Raw genomic sequence first — 15208 nt, forward strand, 5'->3', positions numbered from 1 at the left:
CCCTTCACAGATGACGCAAAGGCTCATGACCGATACCCCGGATATCCTGAAAAAGATCGTTCAGCGCAAGATCGAGGAAATCAGCGAGCGGCGCATACGCCGCTCAGACGCCGATCTGAGCGCGGCGCTGGCCGATGTCGGGCCGGTGCGTGGTTTCGCCGCCGCGCTTCAAACGCGGGTCGCGGCCGGTGAGCCGGCGGTGATCGCCGAGGTCAAGAAAGCCAGTCCGAGCAAGGGCGTGCTGCGTGCCGACTTCCATCCGGCGGAGATCGCGGCGGGCTATGAACGCGGCGGTGCGGCCTGTCTCTCGGTGCTGACCGATGTGGACTTCTTCCAGGGCGCCGATGCCTATCTCCAGGAGGCGCGCGCCGCCTGTGCGCTTCCGGTCATCCGCAAGGACTTCATCGTCGACCCCTATCAGGTGCGCGAGGCGCGGCTGATCGGCGCCGATGCCATCCTGCTGATCGCCGCCTGTCTGTCCGATGCCCAACTGAGCGAGTTGAACGCGCTGGCGCATGAACTGGGGCTGGACGTGCTGGTCGAGGTGCACGACGCCGAAGAGCTGGAGCGTGCGCTCGCGGTGCCTGGACGGCTGATCGGCATCAACAACCGCAATCTGCGCACCTTCGAGGTGACGCTGGAGACCACGCTCGGTTTGCTGGAAGCGATTCCGGAGGATCGGCTGCTCGTCACCGAGAGCGGCATCCTGACCGGCGAGGACGTGGCGCGGATGCGCGGTCGGGGCGTTCATGCCTTCCTGGTCGGCGAAGCCTTCATGCGCGCGCCCGATCCGGGTGTCGAGCTGGCACGGCTGTTCTTCTAGCGTGCGCCATAGACCACGATGGTCTTGCCCTTGACGCTCACCAGCCCCTGTTCCTCCAGATTCTTGATCACCCGTCCGGCCATCTCGCGCGAGCAGCCGACGATGCGCCCGAGTTCCTGACGCGTCACCCGGATCTGCATCCCGTCCGGGTGCGTCATGGCATCCGGCTGTTTGCAGAGATCGAGCAGGGTGCCGGCGATGCGTCCGGTGACGTCGAGAAAGGCCAGGTGCCCGACCTTGCGGCTGGTCATCTGCAGACGCATCGACAGTTGTGCGCCGAGGCTGTAGAGCAGCTCCTTGGCCACCTCGGCCAGCTCTTCTTCGAGCAGGCGGTCGAGGCGCTGATAGGTGATCTCGGCCACCTTGCATCGGGTGCGGGTGCGCACGATGACGCTGCGCGTGTTCTGCGGGACGAACAGCCCCATCTCGCCGATGAACTCGCCCTTGTTGATATAGGCCAGCATCAGCTCACGGCGTTCATCCTCGTCGAACATCAGGGCCGCGACCGAGCCTTCGATGAGATAGTAGAGGCTCTCGGCGGCCTGCCCCTGGCGGATGAAATCGACGTTCTTGTCGTAGCTCTTGGTGTGGCATTGAGCCAGAAAGGGCTTCAGCCACTTGGGCTCTTCCTTCAGTGCGCGCTGAGTGCTCATCGCTCGACCTGTGCGTGGGTGGGCGGAACTGAGCCGGATTCTAGGCAGGCCGGGTAGTCTTGTCGAACTTATGCTAGCCTGCCCCGCCGCCGGTACGGGCGGGCGAGACGTATCGGATCACAACAAACGGCAATGAGGGCGAGCGATGAAGGCGCGGGTGAAATGGATCGATGGGGTGGCCATGCTGGGCGAGTCCGGCTCCGGGCATGGCGTGGTGATGGACGGGCCGCCCGAACTGGGTGGACGCAACGTCGGCGTGCGGCCGATGGAGATGCTGCTGCTCGGCCTGGGCGGCTGCACCCAGTTCGACGTGCTCCTGATCCTGCGCAAGGGCCGCCAGGATGTCACCGACTGCGTGGTTGAGCTGGAGGCCGAGCGCGCCGAGCAGGATCCCAAGGTCTTCACCCGTATCCACGTCCACTTCGTCATCACCGGGCGCGGACTCGATCCCAGGCGGGTCGAGCAGGCGATCCGGCTGAGCGCTGAGAAATACTGCTCGGCCTCGATCATGCTCGGGGCGACAGCCACCGTCACGCACGACTTCGAGATCCGCGAGGCGCCCTGAGCCGTATCCTCACACCCAGTAGGCGGTGCGCGTCATCACGCGCGAAGTCAGCTTCATCGCCTGACGGATGGGCGCGGGCAGATCGGCTCCGCCCGCCGACTTGGCGACCTGGGCATGATGGATCTCGTCGGCCTTCATTCGTTCCAGAATCGCCCGGCTCTTCTCGTCGTGGGCCGGGATCTGGGCCAGATGGTCGTCGAGATGATCCTCGACCTGACGCTCGGTCTCGACCACGAAGCCGAGACTCCATTTGTCGCCCGCCAGTCCGGCCAGCGCCCCGAGCGCGAAGGAGCCGGCATACCAGACCGGGTTCAGCAGGCTCTTGCGGTCGCCCAGCTCGTCCAGGCGCTCCTCGCACCAGGCCAGATGATCGTTCTCCTCCTTGGCCGAGCGCTCCAGCCGCTGGCGCGTCTCGGGCAGTTTGGCGGTGAGCGCCTGGCCCTGATAGAGCGCCTGGGCGCAGACTTCGCCGGTGTGGTTGATGCGCATCAGACGCGCCACATGCCGGCGCTGGTCGGCGCGCAAATCGGCTTCCATCAGATCGGCGGCCGGATTGCGGCGCTCGGTGAGGCGTGGGCGGCCGAAGACGGTGCGCAGAGCCTGATCGGTGTTGATGAGCAGGTGATCGAGCAGGGTGTAGCGGCGGCTGTCGGTGTGCTGGCTGTTGGTCATCGTCAAAGAACTCGCAAATCAGGTGGACATGCTTGGGAGTTGGCGCGCGATCAGCTCGACCGGATGGCAGACCTCGATGGCGAGACCGGACTCGCGGACCCCAGCGAGCAGATGCAGTGCGCATCCCGGATTGGTGGTCACGATGATATCCGGCTTCAAGTCGCGGATGTGAATCAGCTTGTCGTCGAGCAACGCGGCGGCCATCTCCGGCTGCTGGAGCAGATAGGTGCCGGCGGCCCCGCAGCAGCGATCGTTGTCCGGCAGCGGTGCGACCTCCAGGCCCGGAATCCGTGCCAGCAGCCGGTGGACGGCGGCATTGCCCCCGAGCAGACGCCGGTGCGAGCAGGGTTCGTGCACCAGCACGCGGCGCGCGAGTGGGGTCAGGACGAGCGCGTCGGGCCAGGTCCGGCGGTCGAGGTAATCGCAAACCTCCTGCGCCTGGGTGAGCGCCGGATGCTCGCGCAGTTCGGCGATACAGGCACTGGAGGCGCCGACCAGAGGGCGACCGCCGTGGACCTGTGCGCACTGTTCGCGGGCGCGATCGGCGGCCTCCGGGAAACCGTTGTGACGCTGCATGGCGCCGCAGCAGACCGCCTCGGACGCGATACGGACCCGGAGTCCGAGCCGTTCGCAGACGAGGCGCGTGGCCGCGATCGCCCCGCCTTGTGCGCTCGCCCCCGAGCAGCCGACGAAGAGATCCAGGTCGGCGTCGTCGAGCGGCTGCGCCGCGACCGGGCGCGCGGTGACGGCCAGCGCCCTGAGCAGCCGATGACGGGGCGCGATCGCGCGGAGGCGGATCAAGCGCGCGATCTCGACGAGCCGCGCCAGTCCGGTTCCGACATAGACCGAGGCCAGCCGCCCAAGCGCGTCCATGAACCGGGCGTTCGACAGCGCACCGAGCCGGTGTCCGGTCCAGAATCGCCGCCAAGTCGGCGTCATGGCCACGTGCCGCGCCCGCGCGCCGTCGAGCAGACGCCCATAGGCGACCAGCGACGGACAGGCCGACTCGCAGGCGCGGCAGAGCAGGCAGCCGTCGAGATGCGCGGCCAGTCCGGGCGTCATGTCCAACTGACCCGTCAGCCAGCCCTGGACCAGCGCGATGCGCCCGCGCGGCGAGTCGGCCTCGTGGCGCGTCTTGGCATAGGTCGGACAGTGCGGGAGGCAGAGTCCGCATTTGACGCACTGATCGGCGAGCCGGAGCAGATCCTGATTCGAGAGACGGGGCGCCGACCGGGCGGACGACAGAGTGACCGGAGTATTCAAGGCGGATTCTTGGCGGTGATAGTGATGGACGACGTTCGACTGGAACGCCCGACCGACCAGCGCGCGGGCGCGGATCGACGTCATGGAGGAGCGGTGTTCGGGGTGTCATGGTACCCTATAAACCGTTATCCCGACTGAATCACTCTCCCGGCTCACCGACCACGACGACCCAGGTTCGACCATGGCGCGCTACAGTCACCACATCTTCTTCTGCACCAATCGGCGCGAGGACGGCCGCCAGTGCTGTGCCCAATCCAATGCCTCGAACATGCGCGACTATCTCAAGCGCCGTGCCAAGGATGAGGGGCTATCGGGTCCGAGCGGCGTGCGTGTCAACACCGCCGGCTGTCTGGGGCGCTGTGTCGACGGACCTACCATCGTCGTCTATCCCGACGCCGTCTGGTACACCTATGCCGACGAGCAGGATCTGGAAGAGATCCTGAGCGAGCATCTGAAAGGCGGGCGTGTGGTCGAGCGCTTGCGGCTGCCCGATTCGGGGACGGCGACCTGAGTTCGCGCACGCCCGAGAGGGGCTGTGCGATCGACTGATTGACATTCTGGCATTCGGGGGCTTGCACTCCCGAATTTGATCGCGTATATTTCGCGGTCTTTCCCGTAGTGGACAAACGATTTACACGGCCAGCGCGCTGATCACCGTGCGCGGCCCTCCCGGAGCGATGGAACATGACGACGACTGTTAGCGCCAAGCCCGCCGAGGTTCGCCGCGCTTGGTACCTGATTGATGCCGAGGGCAAGACCCTGGGGCGTCTGGCAAGCGAGCTGGCGCGCCGCCTGCGTGGCAAGCACAAGCCGCAATACACCCCTCACGTGGACACGGGCGACTACATGGTGGTCATCAATGCCGAGAAGATCCGCGTGACCGGCAACAAGCTCCAGGACAAGATGTACTATCACCACACGGGTTACGTCGGCAATCTCAAGTCGACCAACCTGGAGAAGCTGTTGCAGAGCGCTCCTGAGCGTGCCATTCAGATCGCCGTCAAGGGCATGCTGCCGCGTGGTCCGCTTGGTCGCGCCATGTTCAAGAAACTGCGCGTCTATGCCGGCCCCAATCACGAGCATCAGGCCCAGCAGCCGCAAGTCCTCGAACTCAACGTGTAGGAATTAGACTCATGTCGGAGACACAACTCGCCACTGGTCGTCGCAAGACCTCCGCCGCACGGGTCTTCCTGTCGCTGGGATCGGGCAACATCACCGTCAACAACCGTCCGCTGGATGAGTATTTCGGTCGCGAGACTGCGCGCATGGTCGTGCGTCAGCCACTGGAAACCGCCGGTCTGGCCGATCGCGTCGACGTCAAGATCACGGTTCGCGGCGGTGGCAACACCGGGCAGGCTGGTGCCATTCGTCACGGTATCGCTCGTGCGCTGGTCGATTATAATGAGGAACTGCGCAGCCCCATGCGCCGCGCCGGTTTCCTGACCCGCGATGCACGCGAAGTCGAGCGCAAGAAGGTCGGTCTGCACAAGGCGCGCAAGCGTCCGCAGTACTCCAAGCGCTGATCGCTTCGAGACAGTTTTCCTGGGGAATCGTCTAACGGCAGGACAGCGGACTCTGACTCCGTCAATCTAGGTTCGAATCCTAGTTCCCCAGCCAAACAAAACAAGGGCTTAGCCGCAAGGCTAGGCCCTTTGTTTTTGGGTTCCGGGCGTATTCCGGGCGGAGCCACGTACAGCTTGTTCCGGGAAGAGCCAGTTGCGGATAAGATCAGGGTTCACTCTCCGCGCCAACTCAGACCACCAATCCATCATCAGGAAAGGGTAAATACCGTTGAACGCCGTAGAGATCGAGCAGGCCATTACTGACCTTGCCGAGCAGCCCTTCGACGCTGCGAACTTTCCCTACGACTTCCTGGAAGCCTTCGGGAACAAGGCGACGACGATCAAGCGCCTTCGCGCCGGTGCGTCGAACAAATCCGACCTTGGCGGTGTACTCCAGACAAACAATATCCACATCCTGACCTGCGACGCGGGGCAGGTGTCGAAAGCGCTCAAGGCACTCAAGGACAGCCCGGCTACCACCAAGGCCAAGGCGAAGTTCATCCTGGCGACCGACGGCACGGACTTCGAGGCGGAAGACCTGACAAGCGGCGAGACGGTGGCCTGTGCTTTCAGGGACTTTCCCGACCACTTTGGCTTCTTCCTCCCGCTGGCGGGGATCTCGACCGTTCGTCAGATCACCGAAAATGCCTTCGACATCCGGGCCACCAGCCGCCTCAATCGCCTCTACGTCGAGCTGCTGAAGGACAACCCCGAGTGGGGCACGGACGAGCGCCGTCATGACATGAATCACTTCATGGCGCGGCTGATCTTCTGCTTCTTTGCCGAGGATACCGGCATCTTCGGCGGCAAGGGCAAGTTCACCGAGACCGTGGCGCAGATGAGTGCGCGGGATTCGTCCAATACGCATGAGGTGATCAGCACGCTGTTTCTGGCCATGAACACGCGGCGGGAGCAACGGGCGGTAGCCAATCTCCCCCGCTGGGCCAGTAGCGATGTCTTTCCCTACGTGAATGGCGGTCTGTTCTCGGGCAGCATGGAAGTGCCGAAGTTCAGCAAGATTGCCCGGTCCTACCTGCTGCATGTCGGTGGGCTGGACTGGACCAAGATCAACCCGGACATCTTCGGCTCGATGATCCAGGCCGTCGCCGACGATGAGGAGCGCGGCGCGCTGGGGATGCACTACACCAGCGTGCCCAACATCCTCAAGGTGCTGAACCCGCTGTTTCTCGACGACCTGCGGGCGAAGCTGGAGGAGGCAGGCGACAACCCGCGCATGTTGCTCAATCTGCGCAAGCGCATGGCGAAGATCAGGGTTTTCGATCCCGCCTGCGGTTCGGGCAATTTCCTGGTTATCGCCTACAAGGAAATGCGCGCCATCGAGGCTGAGATCAACAAGCGGCGCGGCGAGCCAGACATGCGCTCGGCGATCCCGTTGACGAATTTTCGCGGGATCGAGCTGCGTGACTTCCCGGCAGAGATCGCCCGCCTGGCGCTGATCATTGCTGAGTATCAGTGCGATGTGCTCTATCGCGGGCAGAAGCTGGCCTTGGCCGATTTTCTACCGCTGAGCAACGAGAACTGGATTACCTGCGGCAATGCGCTCCGGCTCGACTGGTTGAGTCTCTACCCGCCGACCGGCACGGGCGTGAAGTTGCAGGGAGACGATCTGTTTGGCACGCCACTCGATCAAACGGAGATCGACTTCGAGAATGCAGGCGGGGAGACCTATATCTGCGGGAATCCACCTTATAAAGGAAGCCAAGAACAGACACCAAGTCAGAAAACCGACCTAGACACTGCGTTTAGAGGACGGATCAAGTCCACCAAGTCGGCTGACTATGTTGCTGGCTGGTTTATTCTCGCGCGTGACTACATCGCAAAGTCAGATGCAGCGTGTGCTTTCGTTACAACGAATAGCATCAATCAGGGGCGACAGGTTTCCTTGATCTGGCCAACTATACTGACCGACGACATCGAGATCCGGTTTGCGAGACCATCATTCCCATGGAGCAATCTTGCATCCAAGAAGGCCGTTGTCACTGTCTCCATTGTAGGCCTTGGCAGGAGATCAAACAGGCCGAAGTTAGTCTTTACGCAAAATACCGTTAAGGAAGCTAAGTATATTGGCCCCTACTTAGTGCCAGATCAGTCGGCGATCGTCTTACCGTCGACTTCTTCGTTGTCGCCGCTGTCCGAGATGACCTACGGGTCGATGCCTAACGATAACGGTGGACTAATATTATCGTCGGACGATGCACATTCACTTGTCGAAACCTATCCACAGGCCCAGAGGTTTGTTAAGCGACTGTTGGGGTCGAATGGAACGATTCACGGTCAATGGCGTTATTGTCTTTGGATTTCCACAGCCGACCTAGATGCCGCTTTGGCTATCGAACCCATCCGCAAGCGTATAGAAATCGTAAAGAACCACCGCGCGCGGAGCACGCGAGTAACCACCAAGGCGCTCGCCGCGACCCCGCATTTGTTTGGCGAGGTGCGCCACTCCGATAGTCAGGCGTTGGCCGTACCCTGCCACAGCGCAGAGGGCAGACCCTATCTACCATTTGCACTAGTTGATGGAGACACAGTTATTGACAACAGCGCGATCCGGCTTTCCGAGCCTAGGATGTATGAGGTCGCCCTCTATGCGTCGCGCCTTCACATCATCTGGATCGCGACCGTGTGTGGCCAGCTAGAGACCCGCTACCGTTACTCAAACACACTCGGCTGGAACACCTTCCCCGTTCCGACGCTGACCGAAAAGAACAAGGACGACCTGACCCGCTGCGCCGAAAACATTCTGCTGGCGCGGGAGCATCACTTCCCGGCCACCATCGCCGACCTCTACGATCCCGACAAGATGCCGGACGATCTACGTGCCGCCCATGACCGCAACGACGAAGTGCTGGAACGCATCTACATCGGTCGCCGCTTCAAGAACGACACCGAGCGGCTGGAAAAGCTCTTCGACCTCTACACCAAGATGACCGCCTCAACCGCCCCGTCCAAGGGCAAGAAGCGCACAGCGAGAACCCGCGCATGAGCGACACGATCAAGGCCGTCCCGTCCATCTCCGTCACCTATGCCCGCAAAGGCGTCTCGACGAAGGCTAATGCCCTGGGAATGCGCCCTATGCAGGAGCGCGCTTACGAGAAGCGGGGCGAGCAATATCTACTGATCAAGTCACCGCCCGCCTCCGGCAAGAGCCGCGCGCTCATGTTCATCGCGCTCGACAAACTGCACAACCAAGGCTTGAAGCAAGCCATCATCGTCGTGCCGGAAAAGACCATCGGGGCCAGCTTCAACGACGCGCCACTGTCCCAGTTCGGTTTCTGGTCCGACTGGCAGGTCGAACCCAAGTGGAACCTATGCAACGCACCGGGCAATGACAACGGCGGAAAGGTCAAGTCACTCGGCGCATTCCTCGAAAGCGACGACAGGGTACTGGTCTGCACTCACGCGACGTTCCGCTTCGCGGTCGATGCCTACGGCGTCAAAGCCTTCGACAACCGTCTGATTGCGGTCGATGAGTTCCACCACGTTTCGGCTAATCCAGACAACAAGCTCGGCCTGCACCTAGGGCAGTTCATCGCACGCGACAAGACACACATCGTCGCCATGACCGGCTCCTACTTCCGGGGCGACGCTGAAGCCGTTCTGCCCCCAACGGACGAAGCCAAGTTCGATACCGTCACCTACACCTATTACGAACAGCTCAACGGCTACGATTACCTCAAGCAACTCGACATCGGCTACTTCTTCTACAGCGGGTCGTATGTCGACGACATCCTCAACGTCCTCGACCCCAACGAGAAGACGATCATCCACATTCCCAACGTCAATTCACGCGAAAGCACGAAGGACAAGATGCGGGAGGTGGAGCACATCATCGAGGCACTCGGCGAATGGCAGGGCATCGACATCGCCACTGGCTTCCAGCTCGTCAAACAGCCTAACGGACGGGTACTGAAAATCGCCGATCTGGTAGATGACGAGGCGACGAAGCGCGATCGAGTGTCTACCGCCCTCAAAGACCCAGCGCAGAAGGACAACCGCGACCATGTAGACATCATCATCGCCCTGGGCATGGCCAAGGAAGGCTTCGACTGGATTTGGTGCGAGCACGCGCTGACCGTGGGGTATCGCGCCAGCCTAACCGAAATCGTCCAGATCATTGGCCGAGCCACACGCGACGCTCCCGGCAAGACCAGGGCGCGCTTCACCAACCTGATCGCTGAGCCGGATGCCTCTGAGAAAGCCGTCACCGAGGCCGTCAATGACACCCTGAAGGCCATCGCCGCCAGCCTGCTGATGGAGCAGGTGCTTGCCCCACGCTTCGAGTTCAAGCCCAAGAACCCCGACACCGGCCCGACACCCGGCTTCGACTATGGCGAGGGCGGCTATGACCCGAGCCGGTGCAATGTCGGTGTCAATGAGCAGACGGGGGCGTACCAGATCGAGATCAAGGGACTGGCCGAACCCAAGAGCCAGGAGGCGGTACGCATCTGTCAGGAGGATCTGAACGAGGTGATCGCCACCTTCATTCAGGACAAGACCACCATCGAGCGCGGCCTGTTCGACGAAGAACTCGTGCCGGAGGAACTGACACAGGTTCGTCTGGGCAAGATCATCAAAGACAAATACCCCGAACTGGATACCGAGGATCAGGAAGCCGTGCGCCAGCACGCTATTGCCGCACTCACGCTGACACAGCAGGCCAAGCAGCGTGTGATCGGTGGCGAGAGCGACGAGGCGAAGCCCAACACGGCTCTGATCAACGGCGTGCGTCGCTTCGCGATGGATGTCCGCGACCTGGACATCGACCTCATCGACCGCATCAACCCCTTCGGCGAAGCCTACGCCATCCTTGCCAAAACCATGAGCGAGGACAGCTTGAAGCAGGTCGCAGCCGCCATCTCCGCCAAACGTGCGAACCTGACGCCAGAGGAAGCGAAGGAGTTGGCGATCCGCGCTGTCCAGTTCAAAAAGGAACGGGGACGGGTGCCCGCGCTCGACTCACAGGATGCGTGGGAGCGACGCATGGCTGAAGGTGCAGCCGCCTTCATGCGCTACAAGAAGGAGGGGCGCTATGAGTGAGTTCGACCTCGACGAACTGGCCGAAGAACTTTCCGAGTTCGCCGCACCGGAAACCAAGAACGGACGCTCACCGCGCGAGGAGCGCGTTATCGCCGGGTTCGAGGAGATCCAGCGGTTTGTCGAAAAACAGGGTCGAGTGCCACAACACGGGGAGGAACGCGACATCTTTGAACGGCTATATGCAGTGCGCCTCGATCGCCTGCGTGCGCTTCCGGACTGCCGCGCCGTACTGGAACCTCTAGATCATCAGGGTTTGCTGGCAGGTGCCCCCACGATTGCCGAACCCTCACCGGACTACGACGTGGATCAACTGGCGGACGAACTGGCAGACATGGACGGCACTGAAGACATCACCGTCCTGCGCCATGTTCGCACTAGTGCCGAAAAGCGCGCTGCCGAGGAGATCGCCAATCGAAAGACCTGCACCGATTTCGAGATGTTCAAACCGCTGTTCGAGCGCGTACAGGCTGACCTCAAGACGGGTCTACGCCAATCCCAGCCGATTGAAGCAGGGAACCGCGCGATTGAAGCCGGAGATTTTTTCATCCTCGACGGCGTCACCCTCTACGTCGCCGAAGTGGGTGAACCGCTGAAGACGACAGCGGGGGAAGTCGATTGCCGTCTACGGCTGATTTTCGCCAACGGCACTGAGAGCAATCTCTTACTTCGGTCGCTGCAACGCGCATTCTACGACGACCCTGCCGCACGGCGATTGGTTTCACCGGACAGCGGACAGTTGTCGTTCGGCGGCGAATTTGAAGCGGATGATGTCGAGAGCGGCACGATCTATGTCCTGCGCTCCCTGTCGGATCATCCCTATGTCACCCAACACCGCGACCTGATCCACAAGATCGGCGTGACAGGCGGCAAGGTAGAGACCCGCATCGCCGGGGCTGAACATGACGCCACCTACCTACTGGCGAAGGTCGAGATAGCAGCCACCTACAAGCTCGCCGGTATCAACCGCACGCGCATGGAGAACCTGTTTCATCGGCTGTTTGCATCGGCCCGGCTGGACATCACCATCAATGATCGCTTCGGCCATCCGGTACAGCCACGGGAATGGTTTCTCGTCCCCTTATTCGCCATTGATGAAGCCGTCGAGCGCATCAAGGATGGGACGATAACGAACTACGTCTATGACCCTAAGGCGGCGCAGTTGGTGAAGGCAGCCCCCGTTGGCGGCCATCGTGGACCAGGTTTGGACTGACGAACCCGTAGTCCGTCAACCTTGAGCCGGTCAAGAAAAAAAGATCCCGTCAAAAGCCTTGCCGGACAGGAGCTTAGGTGAGGCACCCAGAGACAGAGATCGTGGAGCGGACTAAATTCCGGTCGTATACCGGGTGTCTCGGCACCGCTCCACCTCGATCAATCGACTTCGCGCCTTTCCAGACCCGCCTCGAACTCCAGAATGGCGGCCCGCTCCTCGAAGAACTCGCGCGCATCGGCATCGAGTCCAGCCACAAACCGCGCGACCACTTGATCGACAGGGACAGGATCAGAAGCGTCCATGTCGATAGTCCTCGGGCAACAACAGCGTCGTCACTGAGCGATCCGCTTCCGTGATGATCCAGACCTTGACCAACTCAGCGACGGCATAGCTCGACAACAGCCGTCCTCCTACACGCAGTGCCCGCTGACTTTCTGCCCCGTCCTCGACACAGACGCCCCCCAGTCTCCCTGTACATGCCGTCAAGCTGTCAGGCCGCACTTTCCAGCGGAGCAGCGCATCCCGCTACTCCGCTGTTTTTGCTGGAATCGAGTTCGATCAGAACTCTTCCCACTGCTCCCCATCGTCTGTAGCCGGAATCGACTTGGGTCGCTTTCTGAGCGAGGAGTCGCTCGCTTTGACGGGAGACTTGGACTGGGTGCCCGTCATCTTGGGTGCGGCCGATGCGGTCATACCGGAACGCGGCTGAGCCTGTGTCCTGGCAGGCGTGCGTGCACCCGTGGAGCCGGCTCCAGAGAGCTTGAAGATGGAAACGGCCTGCGCCAGCACCCGCGTTTGATCCTCCAGACTCTCGGCCGCCGCCGCGGCCTGTTCGACCAGGGCGGCATTCTGCTGGGTGACTTCGTCCATCTGGGCGACCGCCTTGGTCACTTGCTCGATTCCCGAACTCTGCTCGCGCGAGGCGCCGGTGATCTCATCGACCAGCGTCGTGACCTGACGGAAGCTGTCGAGGATCTCGGACATGGTCGAGCCGGCCTGCGAGGCCAGCTCGGCGCCCCCCTCGACCTTGCTCACCGAGTCGGTGATGAGCTCCTTGATCTCCTTGGCGGCCTGGGCGCTGCGCTGAGCCAGATTGCGCACCTCGGCAGCGACCACCGCAAAGCCGCGCCCCTGCTCGCCGGCACGCGCCGCCTCGACGGCCGCATTGAGCGCCAGGATGTTGGTCTGGAAGGCGATGCCGTCGATGACGCTGATGATGTCGGCGATGCGCCGGCTCGATTCCTGGATGGAGCTCATGGTGCCGACGACACGCTGCACCATGTCGCCGCCGCGCGCGGCGATGGTATTGGCGCTCTGCGCGAGCTGATTGGCCTGCTCCGCATTCTGGGCGTTCTGCCTGACCGTAGCGTTGAGTTCTTCCATCGAACTGGCCGTCTCTTCCAGGCTCGCCGCCTGCTCCTCGGTGCGTGCCGAAAGATCGGAGTTGCCCGAGGCGATCTCGCCGGCGGCGCTGCTGATGGCCTCCGAGACTTCCAGAATGCGCCCGACCACCTCGCGCAGACGCGCGACCGTGGTGTTGGTGTCGTCCTTGACCTGACCGAAGGTGCCGCTGTAATCGGCCTCGATGGTGCGGTTGAGATCACCCGCCGCCATGGCATTGAGCACGGCGGCGATGTCGGCCAGACCCTGAGCCATGATCTCGATCAGTCGGTTGAGTCCCTCGCCCAGCTGCATGAAAAAGCCGTCCTTGCCCTGGAGTTCGATGCGGCGCGTGAAGTCGCCATTGGCGGCGGCCTGCACGAGTTCGGCGATCTCGTGCTCAGCCGTGACCTCGGCGGTGCGGTCCTGCCACTGGGTGACACGTCCACGATAGCTGCCGTCCTCGTCCATGATCGGCGTGGCGGTCATGCGCAGATTGCGCCGCGACTGAACCATGTCGAAATGCCGGGTCTGGTCGAGCCGGCCACGATAGACCTCGGCGATCGCCTGATCCTCGAAATAGGTCGCGAGGTTGGTGCCGATCATGCCGGCGACCGTGAATCCCGGATGACGCTGGCGAACACCCGCCTCCATGGTTTGCCAGAGACGCTGCGCGGCGGCATTGAGATAGACCAGTTGACCTCGGTCGTCGGAGATGGTCACGGGCAGGGTGACGTTGTCGAGTCCGGTGCGGATGCGCAGATTCTCGCTGGCGATCCGGCGTGCATCCTGAATGTCGAAGTCCAGCCGCGCCTGCACCGACTTGACCGCGAGCATCATTTCGCCGAGTTCATCCTTGTTGGTGATTTCGATGCGGCTGCTGTAGTCGCCGTTGGAGAGGGCCTCCAGATAGCCGAGCGTCTTTTGCAGCGGGCGGGTGATCTTACGTACCAGCCAGATGCCGAGCAGAATGGCGGTCAGCAGCGCCAACAGCGAGAAGGCGAGCGCCTGGCGTTCGGCGAGATTCGCGGCGGCAATGGCCGCGTTCCGCTCGGCTTGGGCCTTGCGTGTGACCTTGGCGGTGGCTTCGAGTATCAGATCCTTATAGGCGCGCCAGATCACATTGTCCTGGGTGTCGTAAGTCTGCTTGGCGCCGAGCAGGTCGCCGGCGCTGATCTGGACCAATACCCGCCCCTGGATTTCACTGTGGCGCTGGCGTTCCTGCTCGATGCGTGCGAGCACTTGGAGTGCCTCGCTGTCATCGGCCGAGAGCCGGCGTGCCGTGTCCAGATTCCGGGCGAATTGCTGACTGGCTTTTTCGACGTTGTTGCGGGCTTGTTTGTCGCTGGGTTCGAGCAGCAGATAGCGCATGGCAGCGGCCATCTGCAGGCCATCGCCGAGCATGCCGTTGTAGGCCTGTTCCAGGATCTGCGTTTCATCATCGATGTGCTGCAATTGACCGGCGGCGCGATCCAGACTCATGAGCGAGACATTGAGCGCCAGGATGAAGAACGCGGAGATGAGCACCAGACCGCCCGGCAAGGCCCAGCGTATCCGGATGTCGTTGATACTGGAGGCGATCCGTCTCAGCAACGGCTGCGGCGGCTTGCCTGCACGCAGCCGCGCATAGATCACCTCGGCCTCGGCGATCTGCTCGCGCGTGGGTTTGCGCCGCACCGAGATGTAGCCGGTGATCCGGCCTTTCTCGCGCAAGGGTGAGACGTTGGCCTCGACCCAGTAGAAATCACCATTCTTACAGCGGTTCTTCACCAGGCCGGTCCAGGGGCGGCCCGACTGGATGGTCTGCCACATATCCTTGAATGCCGCCGGTGGCATATCGGGGTGGCGGATGATGTTCTGGGGCGCGCCGAGCAATTCCTGCTCACTGAAACCGCTGATGTCAGCGAAATCGCGGTTGAAACTGGTGATTCGTCCCTTGAGGTCGGTCTTGGAGACGATCAATTGGTCGTCACGCATCACATGTTCGGTGGCGGTGACGGGCAAGTTCATGCGCATGGTCGG

General features: G+C 62.2%; 13 protein-coding genes and 1 tRNA gene. 9 read left to right on the plus strand and 5 right to left on the minus strand.

Going from position 1 to position 15208, the window contains the following annotated elements:
- Positions 1–25: 25 nt before the first annotated feature.
- On the plus strand, positions 26–823 hold the full coding sequence (gene trpC / locus ALVIN_RS00855; protein WP_012969415.1) for an indole-3-glycerol phosphate synthase TrpC: 798 nt from the start codon (positions 26–28) through the stop codon (positions 821–823).
- On the opposite strand, the gene crp is transcribed toward trpC, so the two are convergent.
- The gene (crp, locus tag ALVIN_RS00860; protein WP_012969416.1) at positions 820–1476 is read right to left on the minus strand and encodes a cAMP-activated global transcriptional regulator CRP; all 657 of its coding nucleotides are present in this window, start codon (positions 1474–1476) and stop codon (positions 820–822) included. The genes trpC and crp overlap by 4 nt on opposite strands.
- A 145-nt stretch (positions 1477–1621) precedes the next feature.
- Here crp and ALVIN_RS00865 point away from each other — a divergent pair, with 145 nt between their 5' ends.
- On the plus strand, positions 1622–2041 hold the full coding sequence (locus tag ALVIN_RS00865; protein ID WP_012969417.1) for an OsmC family protein: 420 nt from the start codon (positions 1622–1624) through the stop codon (positions 2039–2041).
- 9 nt (positions 2042–2050) lie between these two features.
- On the opposite strand, the gene coq7 is transcribed toward ALVIN_RS00865, so the two are convergent.
- Together coq7 and ALVIN_RS00875 are read right to left on the minus strand one after the other, a co-directional pair.
- Positions 2051–2713 (minus strand): 2-polyprenyl-3-methyl-6-methoxy-1,4-benzoquinone monooxygenase, encoded by a 663-nt coding sequence (gene coq7, locus ALVIN_RS00870; protein WP_012969418.1) that lies wholly within the window; start codon positions 2711–2713, stop codon positions 2051–2053.
- 18 nt (positions 2714–2731) lie between these two features.
- On the minus strand, positions 2732–4060 hold the full coding sequence (locus ALVIN_RS00875; protein ID WP_148217423.1) for a (Fe-S)-binding protein: 1329 nt from the start codon (positions 4058–4060) through the stop codon (positions 2732–2734).
- A 97-nt stretch (positions 4061–4157) separates the two neighbouring features.
- Here ALVIN_RS00875 and ALVIN_RS00880 point away from each other — a divergent pair, with 97 nt between their 5' ends.
- The 7 genes from ALVIN_RS00880 to ALVIN_RS00910 all read left to right on the plus strand — a co-directional run bounded on the left by ALVIN_RS00880 (position 4158) and on the right by ALVIN_RS00910 (position 11806).
- Entirely contained in the window at positions 4158–4487 is a 330-nt protein-coding gene (locus ALVIN_RS00880; protein ID WP_012969420.1) for a (2Fe-2S) ferredoxin domain-containing protein, read from the plus strand.
- A 173-nt stretch (positions 4488–4660) separates the two neighbouring features.
- Positions 4661–5098, plus strand: a complete 438-nt coding sequence (gene rplM, locus ALVIN_RS00885; protein ID WP_012969421.1) for a 50S ribosomal protein L13 — start codon at positions 4661–4663, stop codon at positions 5096–5098.
- 11 nt (positions 5099–5109) lie between these two features.
- Positions 5110–5499: a 30S ribosomal protein S9 gene (rpsI, locus tag ALVIN_RS00890; RefSeq protein ID WP_012969422.1), complete on the plus strand. Its 390-nt coding sequence runs from the start codon at positions 5110–5112 to the stop codon at positions 5497–5499.
- A 20-nt stretch (positions 5500–5519) separates the two neighbouring features.
- Positions 5520–5593, plus strand: a tRNA-Gln gene (locus ALVIN_RS00895).
- Positions 5594–5767: 174 nt separating this feature from the next.
- Entirely contained in the window at positions 5768–8542 is a 2775-nt protein-coding gene (locus tag ALVIN_RS00900; protein WP_012969423.1) for a class I SAM-dependent DNA methyltransferase, read from the plus strand.
- The gene (locus ALVIN_RS00905; protein WP_012969424.1) at positions 8539–10596 is read left to right on the plus strand and encodes a DEAD/DEAH box helicase; all 2058 of its coding nucleotides are present in this window, start codon (positions 8539–8541) and stop codon (positions 10594–10596) included. Before ALVIN_RS00900 ends, ALVIN_RS00905 begins: the two co-directional genes overlap by 4 nt.
- Positions 10589–11806 (plus strand): GIY-YIG nuclease family protein, encoded by a 1218-nt coding sequence (locus ALVIN_RS00910; protein WP_012969425.1) that lies wholly within the window; start codon positions 10589–10591, stop codon positions 11804–11806. The genes ALVIN_RS00905 and ALVIN_RS00910 overlap by 8 nt, the downstream gene beginning before the upstream one ends.
- A 158-nt stretch (positions 11807–11964) precedes the next feature.
- On the opposite strand, the gene ALVIN_RS17740 is transcribed toward ALVIN_RS00910, so the two are convergent.
- Positions 11965–12108: a hypothetical protein gene (locus ALVIN_RS17740; RefSeq protein WP_190275511.1), complete on the minus strand. Its 144-nt coding sequence runs from the start codon at positions 12106–12108 to the stop codon at positions 11965–11967.
- A gap of 256 nt (positions 12109–12364) precedes the next feature.
- Positions 12365–15196 (minus strand): methyl-accepting chemotaxis protein, encoded by a 2832-nt coding sequence (locus ALVIN_RS18170; RefSeq protein ID WP_317623700.1) that lies wholly within the window; start codon positions 15194–15196, stop codon positions 12365–12367.
- Between the last annotated feature and the right edge of the window lie 12 nt (positions 15197–15208).

Source organism: Allochromatium vinosum DSM 180, assembly GCF_000025485.1.
In the GTDB taxonomy this organism is placed as follows: Bacteria; Pseudomonadota; Gammaproteobacteria; order Chromatiales; family Chromatiaceae; genus Thermochromatium; species Thermochromatium vinosum.

Coding starts and splice junctions, on each gene's coding strand:
- ALVIN_RS17740 (WP_190275511.1), bottom strand. CDS start 12,108: ATGGACGCTTCTGATCCTGTCCCTGTCGATCAAGTGGTCGCGCGGTTT.
- ALVIN_RS00880 (WP_012969420.1), top strand. CDS start 4,158: ATGGCGCGCTACAGTCACCACATCTTCTTCTGCACCAATCGGCGCGAG.
- ALVIN_RS18170 (WP_317623700.1), bottom strand. CDS start 15,196: ATGAACTTGCCCGTCACCGCCACCGAACATGTGATGCGTGACGACCAA.
- coq7 (WP_012969418.1), bottom strand. CDS start 2,713: ATGACCAACAGCCAGCACACCGACAGCCGCCGCTACACCCTGCTCGAT.
- trpC (WP_012969415.1), top strand. CDS start 26: ATGACCGATACCCCGGATATCCTGAAAAAGATCGTTCAGCGCAAGATC.
- ALVIN_RS00865 (WP_012969417.1), top strand. CDS start 1,622: ATGAAGGCGCGGGTGAAATGGATCGATGGGGTGGCCATGCTGGGCGAG.
- rplM (WP_012969421.1), top strand. CDS start 4,661: ATGACGACGACTGTTAGCGCCAAGCCCGCCGAGGTTCGCCGCGCTTGG.
- ALVIN_RS00905 (WP_012969424.1), top strand. CDS start 8,539: ATGAGCGACACGATCAAGGCCGTCCCGTCCATCTCCGTCACCTATGCC.
- crp (WP_012969416.1), bottom strand. CDS start 1,476: ATGAGCACTCAGCGCGCACTGAAGGAAGAGCCCAAGTGGCTGAAGCCC.
- ALVIN_RS00875 (WP_148217423.1), bottom strand. CDS start 4,060: ATGACGTCGATCCGCGCCCGCGCGCTGGTCGGTCGGGCGTTCCAGTCG.
- ALVIN_RS00910 (WP_012969425.1), top strand. CDS start 10,589: ATGAGTGAGTTCGACCTCGACGAACTGGCCGAAGAACTTTCCGAGTTC.
- rpsI (WP_012969422.1), top strand. CDS start 5,110: ATGTCGGAGACACAACTCGCCACTGGTCGTCGCAAGACCTCCGCCGCA.